Origin of the sequence: Rhodococcus sp. NPDC058532 (assembly GCF_042719255.1) — a bacterium.
In the GTDB taxonomy this organism is placed as follows: Bacteria; Actinomycetota; Actinomycetes; order Mycobacteriales; family Mycobacteriaceae; genus Rhodococcus_G.
In genome coordinates this window covers 133006-145123 of record NZ_JBHXNU010000004.1, presented here as the reverse complement: position 1 = coordinate 145123, position 12118 = coordinate 133006, and the positions used below count along the sequence as shown (strand labels likewise).

At 70.7% G+C, this 12118-nt stretch carries 11 protein-coding genes; 4 read left to right on the top strand and 7 right to left on the bottom strand.

Going from position 1 to position 12118, the window contains the following annotated elements; translation table 11 throughout:
• Positions 1–21: 21 nt before the first annotated feature.
• Complete coding sequence (locus tag ACFWQG_RS07020) at positions 22–789, bottom strand: SDR family NAD(P)-dependent oxidoreductase (RefSeq protein WP_378506878.1); 768 nt, start codon at positions 787–789, stop codon at positions 22–24.
• Positions 790–879: 90 nt separating this feature from the next.
• On the opposite strand from ACFWQG_RS07020, the gene ACFWQG_RS07015 reads away from it, so the two are divergent.
• Together ACFWQG_RS07015 and ACFWQG_RS07010 are read left to right on the top strand one after the other, a co-directional pair.
• On the top strand, positions 880–1512 hold the full coding sequence (locus ACFWQG_RS07015; RefSeq protein ID WP_378506877.1) for a TetR family transcriptional regulator: 633 nt from the start codon (positions 880–882) through the stop codon (positions 1510–1512).
• Positions 1513–1540: 28 nt separating this feature from the next.
• Positions 1541–2035 (top strand): hypothetical protein, encoded by a 495-nt coding sequence (locus tag ACFWQG_RS07010; RefSeq protein ID WP_378506876.1) that lies wholly within the window; start codon positions 1541–1543, stop codon positions 2033–2035.
• 3 nt (positions 2036–2038) lie between these two features.
• Here ACFWQG_RS07010 and ACFWQG_RS07005 read toward each other — a convergent pair whose 3' ends face one another.
• A complete protein-coding gene (locus ACFWQG_RS07005) occupies positions 2039–3805 on the bottom strand; it encodes a glycerol-3-phosphate dehydrogenase/oxidase (RefSeq protein ID WP_378506875.1) in 1767 nt (588 codons plus the stop codon).
• A 95-nt stretch (positions 3806–3900) separates the two neighbouring features.
• Between ACFWQG_RS07005 and glpK the strand changes: the two genes are divergently transcribed.
• Positions 3901–5352, top strand: a complete 1452-nt coding sequence (glpK, locus tag ACFWQG_RS07000; RefSeq protein ID WP_378507040.1) for a glycerol kinase GlpK — start codon at positions 3901–3903, stop codon at positions 5350–5352.
• A gap of 80 nt (positions 5353–5432) precedes the next feature.
• On the opposite strand, the gene ACFWQG_RS06995 is transcribed toward glpK, so the two are convergent.
• Positions 5433–6572 carry a PLP-dependent aminotransferase family protein gene (locus tag ACFWQG_RS06995; protein WP_378507039.1) on the bottom strand — a complete coding sequence of 380 codons (1140 nt, stop codon included), beginning with the start codon at positions 6570–6572 and terminating at the stop codon, positions 5433–5435.
• A 188-nt stretch (positions 6573–6760) separates the two neighbouring features.
• Positions 6761–8164 carry an NAD(P)H-quinone dehydrogenase gene (locus ACFWQG_RS06990; protein ID WP_378506874.1) on the bottom strand — a complete coding sequence of 468 codons (1404 nt, stop codon included), beginning with the start codon at positions 8162–8164 and terminating at the stop codon, positions 6761–6763.
• Positions 8165–8325: 161 nt separating this feature from the next.
• Between ACFWQG_RS06990 and ACFWQG_RS06985 the strand changes: the two genes are divergently transcribed.
• Positions 8326–8802, top strand: coding sequence for a gamma-glutamylcyclotransferase (locus tag ACFWQG_RS06985; protein ID WP_378506873.1), 477 nt, complete (start codon positions 8326–8328; stop codon positions 8800–8802).
• Between the two features lie 161 nt (positions 8803–8963).
• Here the strand turns inward: ACFWQG_RS06985 and ACFWQG_RS06980 are convergent, their stop codons facing one another.
• The 3 genes from ACFWQG_RS06980 to ACFWQG_RS06970 form a co-directional block, all read right to left on the bottom strand.
• The gene (locus ACFWQG_RS06980) at positions 8964–10133 is read right to left on the bottom strand and encodes a M20 family metallopeptidase (protein WP_378506872.1); all 1170 of its coding nucleotides are present in this window, start codon (positions 10131–10133) and stop codon (positions 8964–8966) included.
• Positions 10130–11308, bottom strand: coding sequence for a M20 family metallopeptidase (locus tag ACFWQG_RS06975; protein WP_378506871.1), 1179 nt, complete (start codon positions 11306–11308; stop codon positions 10130–10132). Before ACFWQG_RS06975 ends, ACFWQG_RS06980 begins: the two co-directional genes overlap by 4 nt.
• A 67-nt stretch (positions 11309–11375) precedes the next feature.
• Positions 11376–12074 carry an enoyl-CoA hydratase/isomerase family protein gene (locus tag ACFWQG_RS06970; protein WP_378506870.1) on the bottom strand — a complete coding sequence of 233 codons (699 nt, stop codon included), beginning with the start codon at positions 12072–12074 and terminating at the stop codon, positions 11376–11378.
• Between the last annotated feature and the right edge of the window lie 44 nt (positions 12075–12118).

The following is a 12118-nucleotide window of genomic DNA, read 5'->3' as shown; positions in this document are numbered from 1 at the left end:
CCGACACCGCAGCGCGGGCCGTCACATGTGGGTGCCGCCGTCGATGCGGATCTCGGTGCCGGTGACGAAGCGCCCGTCGTCGGAGGCCAGCATCGCGATCACCCCCGCGACGTCCTCCGGCGGCGCGAAGCCCTCCCCGATCCACGGGTACAGCTTGCCGATCAGGGTCGGATCGACGCCCTGCTCCGGGAAGCCGGGGTTGCTGGTCATCCCCGACGCGATCGAGCCGGGCTCGACGGCGACCGCCCGCAGGCCCTGCTTGGCGTATTCGAGCGCGATCGCGTGGGTGAACGAGCGGATGCCGCCCTTGGTCGCGGCGTAGGCGGCCATGTACGGGTGCGCGAAGTGCGCCGAGGTGGAGCTGAAGTTCACCACCACGCCCTGACCGTTGTCGAGCAGCGCGGGCAGCGCCTGCCGCGTCACCAGGAAGGTGCCGGTGAGGTTGACGCCGATCATCGTGTTCCAGAAGTCGAGCGACATCTCGGCGGTGTGCGCGGAGCGCAGGATGCCTGCCGCGTTGATGAGGACCTGCAGGCCGCCGAGCCGCTCGATCGCGCCGCCGACGTTGTCGCGCACCGACGTCTCGTCGGAGATATCGACGACGACGGTGCTCAGCCGGTCCCCGGCGCCCGCGTCCTCGGCGCGCTGCCGGGTGACCTCGAGACCGTCCGCGGACACGTCCGCCGCGGCAACCACGCCACCCTCGGCGAGGATGCGGGCCACCGTCGCCTGCCCGATGCCCGATCCGGCCCCGGTGACGAGCACCCTGCGACCCTCGAAGCGATTCATCAGCTGCACTCCTTCGCGTTCACCCGCATCGCCGTCCGACACGGTCCCTGCACGCTACGCCGAAATGGCACATCGTGCCATCATGGGTGCATGGCGGACCCAACCACACCAGCCCCTCGCCCCCTGACCGAGCGCCGCAAGGCGCAGACCCAGTTCGAGATTGCGCGGCGCGCCGCCGAACTGTTCGCCCGGCGCGGCACGAGCGGCGTCACCGCCGAGGACATCGCCGGCGCGGCCGGGATCGGGCTGCGGACGTTCTACCGGTACTTCCGCACCAAGGAGGAGGCGGTGACCCCGCTGCTGACCATCGGCGTCGCCGGCTGGCTGGCCGATCTCGCCGCGACCCCGGCCGGCACCCCGGCCGCCCGCGCCCTCGAGGACACCGCGCGCCGCGCCCTGACCCGCGCCGACCCCGGCGAGCTGGACTCGCTGCGCCTCGGCCGGGACCTGCTGCGCGCGGTTCCCGGGGACGCGGCCCTCGAATCGGTGTGGTTCCGGGTCGTGCACAACACCGAGGAATCCCTGGTGCGGATCCTCGGCGACCTGATGGGCCCGGACGCCGATCCGCTCGAGGTGCGCCTGACCGCGGTCGCGGGCAACACCGCGATGCGGCTGGCGCTGCAGACCTGGGCGGGCACCGGGGACGGGCCGGGGGATGCCGGGACGCCCGCGGACATCGCCGCCCGCTGCATCCGCACCCTCACCGCGGGCCTCACCGCCTGACCGCGGTGCCCATGGGACAGTGGACGGCATGCCGCGCCCGCCGCTGCCCGTCGAGGACTACGCCAGCCGCATCAGCGCGTACGTCTACGGGAACATCCTGGTCCTGACCGCCCTGATCCCGTTGAACAACACGACGGTCACGCACGCGGGTCTGGTGGTCATCGGCACCTCGCTGTCCACGTTCGTCGCGCACGCGTTCGCCGAGTCCGTCGGCCGCAGCACCCGGATGGGCCGCTCCCTGACCCCGGTCGAGCGGATCCAGGAGTTGCGGGACTCCGTCCCGGTGCTCACGTCCGGGGTGATCCCCGCCGTGGTGGTCGGCATGGGTGGGCTCGGCTGGCTCGAACTGGGCACGGCACTGCTGCTCGCCGAGATCTGGGTCGTCACCCGCATCACCGGCATCACCTACGTGATCACCCGGCTGCGCGGCGAACGCCCCACCCGCAACACCCTGCTCGCCTCGCTCGTGCTCGGCGTCCTCGCCGTCGGGGTCGTCGCGATCAAGCTGATCCTCACGCACTGACGGTCACCGCGCGATCGGCACCGGCTCCAGGATCTCCGCGCGCGCCTCCGGCGCAGCGGCCCGCAACGCGTCCGCGGACTGGTCGTCCGGTTGCCGCTGCGACGCGATCTCCGCCTCCACCCGTGCCCGATAGGTCGCGACCTCCCGATCGATCGCCGCCCGATCCCACCCCAGCACCGGCGCCACCAGCTCCGCCACCTGCTCCGCGCAGTTGACGCCGCGGTGCGGGTACTCGATCGAGATCCGCATGCGGCGGGCGAGGATGTCCTCCAGGTGCAGCGCCCCCTCGCGGCTGGCCGCGTACACCGCCTCGACCTGGAGATAATCCGGGGCGTCGGTGATGGGCTGCAGCAGTTCCGGTGTGCGCGAACCCAGTTCGAGCACCTCATGGATCAGCGAGCCGTACCGGTCGAGGAGGTGCTTGACCCGGTACGGGTGCAGCCCGTAGACCTGCCCCACCTGCACGGTCTGGTTGGCGAGCGCGAAGTAGCCGTCGGCGCCGAGCAGCGGCACCTTCTCGGTGATCGACGGGGCGACCCGCGCCGGAACGTCCTCGGCGGCCAGGTCGACGGCGTCCTCGGCCATCACCCGATAGGTGGTGTACTTGCCGCCGGCGATCGCGACCATCCCCGGCGCCACCCGCGCCACCGCATGCTCCCGCGACAGCTTCGACGTCTCGTCCGACTCGCCGGCGAGCAGGGGGCGCAGGCCCGCGTAGACCCCGTCGATGTCGTCGTGGGTGAGCGGGGTGACCAGCACCTTGTTGACGTGCCCGAGGATGTAGTCGATGTCGGCCTTCGTCGCCGCCGGGTGCGCGAGGTCAAGGTTCCAGTCGGTGTCGGTGGTGCCGATGATCCAGTGCCCGCCCCACGGGATGACGAACAGCACGGACTTCTCGGTGCGCAGGATGATCGCCGCCTCGCTGACGATCCGGTCCCGCGGCACCACGATGTGCACGCCCTTGCTGGCGCGCACCCGGAACCTGCCGCGCTGATTCGACAGGGCCTGGATCTCGTCGGTCCACACCCCGGCCGCGTTGATCACGACGTGACCGCGCACCTCCGCGGTCCTGCCATCCTCCGAATCCCGCACCCGCACACCGGAAACCCGATCGGCCTCGCGCAGGAACCCGACCACCTGAGTTGAGGTGCGCACCACCGCGCCGTAGTGCGCTGCCGTGCGGGCGACCGTCATCGTGTGCCGGGCGTCGTCGACGACGGTGTCGTAGTAGCGGATGCCGCCGACGAGGGAGTTCCGCCTCAGGCCCGGTGCGCGACGCAACGCCCCCGACCGGGTGAAATGCTTCTGCGGGGGAACCGACTTGGCGCCCCCCATCTGGTCGTACAGGAAAATCCCGGCCGCCATGTACGGGCGCTCCCAGATCCGGTGCATCAGCGGGAACAGAAACTCAAGTGGTTTCACCAGGTGCGGCGCCAGCGTCGTCAGCGACAGTTCGCGTTCCCGCAACGCCTCACGGACCAAACCAAATTCGAGCTGTTCAAGATACCGCAGACCGCCGTGGAACATCTTCGACGACCGGGACGACGTGCCGGACGCGTAGTCCCTGGCCTCGACGAGCGCGACCTTCAGCCCGCGGGTCGCCGCGTCGAGCGCCGCGCCCGCCCCGACGACGCCGCCACCGACGACCACCACGTCGAACTGGTCGGCCTGCAGGTCCTCCCAGGCCCGCGCCCGCTGCTCGGGTCCGAGCGATGCGGTCGCGTGCGGACCCCCTCGTCCCGGCAGATCGTGTTCCGGCACCGTGCCCATGCGAGCTCCTTATGTCGGCGGATCAGCGTCCAGGCTAGTAGCTTCGAGGCGTGTATGTCGCCGCCATCGACCAGGGCACCACGTCGAGTCGCTGCATGATCTTCGATCACGGCGGCCGTGTTGTCACCTCCGCGCAGCAGGAACACCGCCAGATCTTCCCGCGGGCGGGCTGGGTCGAGCACGACGCCGCCGAGATCTGGCGCAGCACCAGGGAGGTTGTCGCCGCCGCGCTCGCGAAGAAGGACCTCACCCGCGACGACATCGCCGCGGTCGGCATCACCAACCAGCGCGAGACCACCGTCGTGTGGGACCGCGCCACCGGCGTGCCGGTGCACAACGCGATCGTGTGGCAGGACACCCGGACCGACGAGTTGTGCGAGCGACTCGCCGCCGGGATGGGCCCGGACCGGTACCGGAAGGTCACCGGACTGCCGCTGTCGACGTACTTCTCGGGTCCGAAGCTGCGCTGGATCCTCGACAACGTGGACGGGGTGCGGGCCAGCGCCGAGGCGGGCGAGCTGTGCTTCGGCACGATGGACAGCTGGATCCTGTGGAACCTGACCGGCGGACCGGACGGCGGGGTGCACGCGACCGACGTCACCAACGCGTCCCGGACCATGTTGATGGACCTGACGACACTCGACTGGGACGAACAGATCTGCGCCGACCTGCGGATCCCGATGTCGATGCTGCCGCAGATCCGCAGTTCCTCGGCGTCGTACGGCACCTGCCGGGAGCGCGGCACCCTGGCAGGCGTCCCGATCGCCGGCATCCTCGGCGACCAGCAGGCCGCCACCTTCGGGCAGGCGTGCCTGAGCCCGGGCGAGGCGAAGAACACCTACGGCACCGGAAACTTCCTGCTGCTCAACACCGGAACGACGCCGGTGCACAGCGGACACGGACTGCTGACGACACTGTGCTACCGGATCGGCGACGCCCCGCCGGTGTACGCGCTGGAGGGTTCGGTGGCGGTCACCGGGTCGCTGGTGCAGTGGCTGCGGGACAACCTCGGCATCATCGGCTCGGCGACCGAGGTGGAGGCGCTGGCGGCCACGGTCCCGGACAACGGCGGCGCCTACATCGTGCCCGCCTTCTCCGGGCTATTCGCGCCACGCTGGCGTGCCGACGCGCGCGGCGCCATCGTCGGCCTAACCCGATTCGTAAACAAGGGGCACCTGGCTCGGGCCGCATTGGAGGCCACCGCCTTTCAGACCCGCGAGGTGATCGAGGCCGCGGAAGCCGACTCCGGCGTCGCCCTCACGTCACTGAAGGTCGACGGCGGCATGGTGCTCAACGAGACGCTGATGCAGTTCCAGGCGGACATCCTCGACGTCCCGGTGATCCGGCCGGTCGTCAACGAGACCACCGCGCTCGGCGCCGCCTACGCCGCCGGTCTTGCCGTCGGGTTCTGGAGCTCCGAGGCGGACATCCGGGCAAACTGGGAGATCGGCCGCACCTGGACCCCGACCATGCCCGCCGAGCAGCGGGACCGGTTGTACGCGGGGTGGAACAAGGCCGTCGAGCGCACCTACGACTGGGTCGACTGACCCAGGGTCACGCTCCCTGATGTCACATCGGGTATCGCCAAGTGTCCGAATGTGACATCAGGGAACCGGGCAGAGGCCGCTCAGCAGGCATGGGCAGCCGCGAGCCGGGCGACTGCCTCCTCCAGTCGGTCGGCGGTGTTCGTCGTGAAGCACAGGCGCGCACTATCCCCGGCCCCGACGGCGAAGGCGGAGCCCGGGACGAAGGCGACTCCGCGATCGAGTGCCGCCGTGAGCAGGGCGTCGGTGTCGGTGCCGTCGTGGAATTCGAGCCAGCCGAACATTCCGCCGCCGATCGGGGACAGTGTCGCGGCGCCGCCGAACTCGCGCCGGACCGCAGCACCCAGCGTGTCGGCGCGCCGACCGTAATCGGCCCGCAGGCAGGCGAGGTGGTCGTCGAGCCACGGCCCGTCGGCGAGCAGTTCTGCGACCACCTGCTGGGTCAGTCGGGAATCGCACAGGTCCGCGCCCTGCTTGACGAGTTCGACTGCGGCACGGATCTCGCGCGGGGCGACCATCCACCCCACGCGAAGGGCAGGCGCGAGGATCTTCGACACGCTGAACAGCCGAATCACCCGATCCGACAGCGCGGCAACGGGTTCCGGTGGCCGACCGGTGTAGTACAGCTCTCCGTACGGGTCGTCCTCGACGACGTGGAACCCGAATCGCTCGGAAAGTGCCACGAGCTCCTGTCGACGCGGCGCGGACAGCGTCACCCCACGCGGGTTGTGGAAGGTACTGACGGTGTGCACGAACACCGGCCGCTCCCCCGATTCGAGCAGGTCGGCCAGTAGATCGACGCGCATGCCGTCCTCGTCCAGGGGAACGGTCACGATCCGCGCCTGGGCCGCCCGCAGCACCTGCAGGGCGCCGGGGTACGCCGGTTCCTCGACGACGACGGTTGCGCCGGGATCGATGAGCACCTGAGCGAGCAGGCTCAGCCCCTGCTGGGAGCCGTGGGTGACGGCGACGTCGGCCACGTCCACCCGGCAGGGACGGTGCGCCGACTCACGGTGTGCGATCACCTCGCGCAGCGCGAGCAGTCCCGCGGTCTCGGTGTACTGCAGCGCGTCGGCCGTCGCGAGCGCTCGCATGGTGGCATCTCGAATTCTCTGGAGTGGAACGAGATTCGGGTCGGGAAGGCCGCCTGCGAGGCCGATGACCTCGGGGCGGGCGGTCACCGCGAGGAGGTCACGAATGGCGGACGAACGGAGTGCGGCCATGCTGCGCGCGAGGACTGGGGACACGGGATCCTCCGGGGAATCGGCAAGCGGGGACAAGGCGTGAAGAGACCTGTCGCCGGCGGATCCACGGGCGGGAGGCACGGAAGGCGGCCGGGGGTGCCGGCCGCCTTCCACTATTGCATCACCGCGTTCGACATGTGAACCATTGATCCCACATGTCGGACAGATCAGTCCAGATCGTCGTGCCGCATCAGCTGCCGCGCGGCCTCGGTGATCGACCCGGACAGCGACGGATACACCGAGAACGTCTGCGCGAGATCGTTCACCGACAGGTTGTTCTGCACGGCGATCGCGATCGGCAGGATCAGCTCGGAGGCGGTCGGCGCGACCACCACACCACCGATCACCACGCCGGTCGCGGGGCGGCAGAAAATCTTCACGAAACCTCGTCGCAGGCTGGACATCTTGGCCCGCGGGTTGGTGTTCAGCGGCAGCATCACCGTGCGCGCGGGCACCTCACCGTTGTCGATCGAGGCCTGGCTGACACCGACGTTGGCGATCTCGGGCCTGGTGAACACCGCCGACGCGACCGTCTTGAGCTTGATCGGGCTCACGCCCTCACCGAGCGCGTGGTACATCGCGATCCGGCCCTGCATCGCCGCCACCGACGCCAGCGGCAGCAGGCCCGTGCAGTCACCGGCCGCGTAGATGCCGGAGACTCGGGTGCGGGAGACCCGATCCACCCGCAGGTAGCCGCCTCGGTCGAGTTCGATGCCGACCTTCTCCAGGCCGAGACCGGAGGTGTTCGGGGTGGAGCCCACCGTCATCAGGGCGTGGCTGCCGGTGACCGCGCGACCGTCGGACAGTCGCACGACGATGCCGTCCCCGGTGCGCTCGACGGCGTCCGCCCGCGCGTGCTTGACCAGGGTGACACCGCGTTCGGACAGCGCCTCCTCGAGGACCATCGCGGCATCCGCGTCCTCGTGCGGCAGCACCCGGTCCCGGCTCGACACCATCGTCACCCGCACACCCATCTCGGTGTAGGCCGAGACGAACTCGGCGCCGGTGACACCGGAGCCGACGACGACGAGATGCTCCGGCAGGGCCTCGAGGTCGTAGAGCTGACGCCAGTTCAGGATCCGGTCACCGTCCGGCTCGGCGCCGGCCAGCACCCGCGGCGACGCACCGGTCGCGATCAGCACGACGTCCGCCTCGAGCACGCGCTCGTCGCCGTCGGCGAGGGTCGCCTGGACGTGGTGTGTGGCCATGCCGATCACCGGGTCGATCAGTTCGGCGGTGCCCGCGAGCAGTTCCACGCCCGCGGTCCGCAGCTTGTCCCGAATGTCCGCGGACTGCGCCTGCGCAAGGCTCTTCACCCTGGCATGGATCTGTGGAAGCGCGATCGTCGCCTGCGACGGGTCGAGGGCGATCCCCAGGTCGGTGGCGCGACGCATGTCGGTCCGGACGCCGGTGGACGCGATGAACGTCTTCGACGGAACGCAGTCCCACAGCACGCACGCGCCGCCGACGCCGTCCGAATCGACCAGGGCGACCGTCGCCCCGTGCTGCGCCGCGACCAGGGCCGCCTCGTAGCCGGCGGGCCCGCCGCCAATGATCACGATCCGGGTCATGCGTCCTCCATGTTTCGGCAGCGTGTGCACAGTTCTCGGTGCATCCACGCTATTCCACCGGACCGTGCACGCGCACGCCGACGAGCCGCCGATGCGCCGAACGGGGCCGATTGTGCTGTGTACGGTTCGAGGTCGGTTCGCGCACGGTCTACGCTTTCCGCGTGCCGATTTACGCCGCGTACGGATCCAACATGCACCCGGAGCAGATGCTCCAGCGCTGCCCGCACTCGCCGATGGCGGGTACCGGCTGGCTGAACGGCTGGCGGCTGACGTTCAGCGGCGGCGACATCGGCTGGGAGGGTGCGCTCGCGACGGTGGTTGAGGACCCCGACTCGCGGGTGTTCGTCGTGCTCTACGACGTGCCGGACGAGGACGAGGCAAGCCTGGACCGCTGGGAGGGATCCGAGTTCGGCATGCACCGCAAGATCCGGCTCCGCGTCGACACGGATACCGGCGAGTCGGCGCTCGCCTGGCTGTACGTGCTCGACGCCTACGAGGGCGGCCTGCCGTCCGCCCGCTACCTCGGCGTGATGGCCGACGCGGCGGAGATCGCGGGCGCCCCCGCCGAGTACGTCCGCGAACTGCGGACCCGCAACAGCCGCAACGTCGGCCCGGGCACCCCCGGCTACGGGGGCTAGGGCGTGTCTCCTAATCCCTCTCGGATGCACCTGGCCGGACAATTGTCGTCCGGCAAGGCGGAGGAGAAGCCGATACCGCTGTTGTATCGGCGCCGACGACAACGCCGCTGGGCGGCGATTGGACGCCAGGGGCGCCGAAATGGGGGATTGGGAGACATGCCCTAGGGCAGCGTCGGCTCGCCAGCGACCGCGAGGTTCGCGAGCACCCGCACCCCCACCCCGAGGGCCCGCTCGTCGAGGTCGAAGGTCGGCTGATGGATGTCGAGTTGCGGGCCGACCCCGGACCACACCCCGAGCCGCGCCATCGCGCCGGGAACCTCCTCGAGGTACCACGAGAAGTCCTCGCCCCCACCGGATTGCGGAGTGTCCGACAGCGCGTCGGGACCCAACTGGGAGATGGCGTGCTCAAGCATCCGGGTGGAGACCTCGTCGTTGACGACGGGCGGCACCCCCCGCCGGTAGTTCAGCTCGTACCGGACGCCGGTCGGGGCGAGCAGGCCGTCCACGATCTCCCGGACCAGCGGTTCGAGCAGCAACCAGGTGTCGTGGTTGCCGGTGCGCACCGTGCCGACCAGGCGTCCGGACTGCGGGATCGCGTTCGGCGCCTGCCCGGCGTTGACGGCGCCCCACACCATGACCGTTCCGGTCCGCGGGTCGACGCGCCGGCTCAGCATGCCGGGCAGTCCGGTGATGACGGTGCCGAGGGCGTACACCAGATCGGTGGTCAGGTGCGGGCGGGAGGTGTGCCCGCCCGGCGAGTCGAGCAGCAGCTCAACGGTGTCCGCCGCGGAGGTGATCGCGCCGAGACGCACCCCGACCCGGCCCGCGGCAAGGCGCGGGTCGCAGTGCAGCGCAAAGATTCTCGACACGTCCTTCATCGCGCCGCTGGCGACGACGTCGAGCGCGCCGCCCGGCATCACCTCCTCGGCGGGCTGGAACACCAGCCGGACGCCGTACGGCAGCGGCTCCGGGGACTGCGTCAACGCCAGCCCGGCACCGAGCAGGATGGTGGTGTGCGCATCGTGCCCGCACGCGTGGGAGATGCCGGGAACGGTGGACGAATAGGCGGCACCGGTGTCCTCCTGCAGGGGCAGCGCATCCATGTCGGCGCGCAGCGCCACCCGCGGGCCGTCCGGGCCGATATCGCAGGTGAGACCGGTGCCGCCGGGCAGGATTCGCGGTTCGAGGCCGGCCGCGGTCAGCTTGCGGGCCACGAACTCGGTGGTGGCGAACTCCTGCCTGGCCAGCTCGGGGTTGGCGTGGATGTGCCTGCGCCAGGCCGACAGGTCGGTCGTGTGCGCGTCGACCCAGCGGTCGATCCAGCTGCTCACGACGCCGCTCCCGCCGCGCGCCGCTGCACCGCGGCGAGCAGTCGGTCGCGCTGCGCCCGGTCACCGGCGGCCGCGAGCGCGGTCCCGGCCAGCGCCCGGGCACCGTCGAGCACCGCCCGATCCGCGGAGGCGGTCACACACGCGGCGGCGAACTCCGGCTGATGCGTCACCGCACCGTTCGACTCGATCCCGATCACCGGGTGGATCCCCGGAATCACCTGCGTCACGTTTCCCATGTCGGTGCTACCCAACGGGCGCGTTCCTTCCCGGTCGGGGGGCAGCGGACTGCGGCCCATCGTCTCGATCAGTTCCCGGTACGCCCCGACCAGCCAGGGGTCCGGACGAAGTTCCGCGTAATTCGGTGACACCGTGCGAATGTCGTGTGTGCAGCCCGCCGCGAGCGCGCCCGCCTGGAAACACGCGAAGGCCCGCTCGGTGAGTTCGGCGAGCGACCGCGAGGTGTCCGCACGCAGGTAGTACAGCATCTCGGTGCGGGCGGGCACGATGTTCGGTGCCGCTCCCCCGTCGCTGACGATCCCGTGCAGCTGCTGGTCGGGCGCCAGGTGCTGGCGCAGCAACCCGAGACCGACCTGCGCGACGGTGGCGGCGTCAGCGGCGTTGCGGCCGTGCTGCGGCGCGGCGGACGCGTGCGCCTCCCGACCGCTGAACGTGACGGCGACGTCCGCCATCGCCAGCGACCGGGCACCGGCGATGTCCTCCGGACCCGGGTGCACCATCAACGCCATCGCCAGGTCGTCGAGGACGCCGCGTTCGAGCATCAGGATCTTGCCGCCGCCGGTCTCCTCCGCGGGGGTGCCGATCACCCGGATCGTGATCCCGAGCCGGTCCGCGAGCGGGGCGAGCGCGATGCCAGCCCCGACCGCGGCCGCGGCGATGATGTTGTGCCCGCAGGCGTGCCCGATCTCGGGCAGGGCGTCGTACTCGGCGAACACCCCGACGACCAGGTCCCCGCTGCCGAACTCGGCGCACAGTGCGGTCGGCAGGTCCGCGTAGGGCGTGGTGACGTCGAACCCGTGGTGGGACAACACGTCCGCGACCTTCGCGGCACTGCGATGCTCGGCGAACGCCAGCTCCGGCTCCGCGTGCAGGGAATGGGACAACGCGAGCAGGTCCGCCTGCGCGGCGGTGAGCGCGTCGTCCACGTCCGGGGTCACGGCTCCAGTGTCTCACTCACGCTGCCCCGCAGCCGCACTGGTGCGGCACCCCGGGCCCTGCGGACTCCTATCCGAAGGCGAGGTTGGACGGGTCGGTCCTGGTGGCCAGCGCGGCCAGGATCGGGGCGTGAATGTCGGCCTTGATCCGGCCGAGGTTCGGTCCGCGCAGCGCGGTGCCCGCCGCGGCGCGGGCGACGGCGGCCGCGAGCACCCCGTCCCCATCGACGATCTCGTTGACGATGCCCGCGGCGAGCGCGTCGGGCCCGCCGTAGCGGCGGCTGGTGGTCATCGCCTCGACGGCCGTCTGCCGCGGCAGGTGCTGCGTCATCAGCGCGTTCATCCCGACCGTGAACGGCATGTTCAGCTTGGCCTCCGGCAGGCACCAGAACCCGCGGTCGGCGCGCATCACCCGCTGGTCGCAGGACGCGGCGAGCATCGCACCCGCCCCGAACGCGTGCCCGCCGACCGCGGCGACGGTGACCATCGGGAGGGTCAGCAGCCGGGTGAAGACGGTGTGGACCCGGTCGAGGTAGCCGTGGATCTCGCCGAGGTTGGCGAACAGCCAGTCGGTGTCGAGGCCGTTGGTGAAGAACTTGCCGGTCGCGGTCACCACCAGCGCGGCCGGGCCGTCGACGGCGAGGACCTCGTCGATGGTCGTGTGGAACGCGTCGATCCAGTCCGGGTGGAAGCGGTTCTCGGTGTCGGTCTGCCCCCGGTCACCGAGGTGCAGGATGTGGACGTCGCCGTCGCGCTCGAGATAAGGCATGCCCGAATACTACCTGCCGGTAACTTCCGTTGTCGCCGAGTAGC

Excerpts from the sequence above, each read along its gene's own strand:
- ACFWQG_RS07020 (WP_378506878.1), bottom strand. The coding sequence starts at position 789 with ATGAATCGCTTCGAGGGTCGCAGGGTGCTCGTCACCGGGGCCGGATCG.
- ACFWQG_RS07015 (WP_378506877.1), top strand. The coding sequence starts at position 880 with ATGGCGGACCCAACCACACCAGCCCCTCGCCCCCTGACCGAGCGCCGC.
- ACFWQG_RS07010 (WP_378506876.1), top strand. The coding sequence starts at position 1,541 with ATGCCGCGCCCGCCGCTGCCCGTCGAGGACTACGCCAGCCGCATCAGC.
- ACFWQG_RS07005 (WP_378506875.1), bottom strand. The coding sequence starts at position 3,805 with ATGGGCACGGTGCCGGAACACGATCTGCCGGGACGAGGGGGTCCGCAC.
- glpK (WP_378507040.1), top strand. The coding sequence starts at position 3,901 with ATGATCTTCGATCACGGCGGCCGTGTTGTCACCTCCGCGCAGCAGGAA.
- ACFWQG_RS06995 (WP_378507039.1), bottom strand. The coding sequence starts at position 6,572 with ATGGCCGCACTCCGTTCGTCCGCCATTCGTGACCTCCTCGCGGTGACC.
- ACFWQG_RS06990 (WP_378506874.1), bottom strand. The coding sequence starts at position 8,164 with ATGACCCGGATCGTGATCATTGGCGGCGGGCCCGCCGGCTACGAGGCG.
- ACFWQG_RS06970 (WP_378506870.1), bottom strand. The coding sequence starts at position 12,074 with ATGCCTTATCTCGAGCGCGACGGCGACGTCCACATCCTGCACCTCGGT.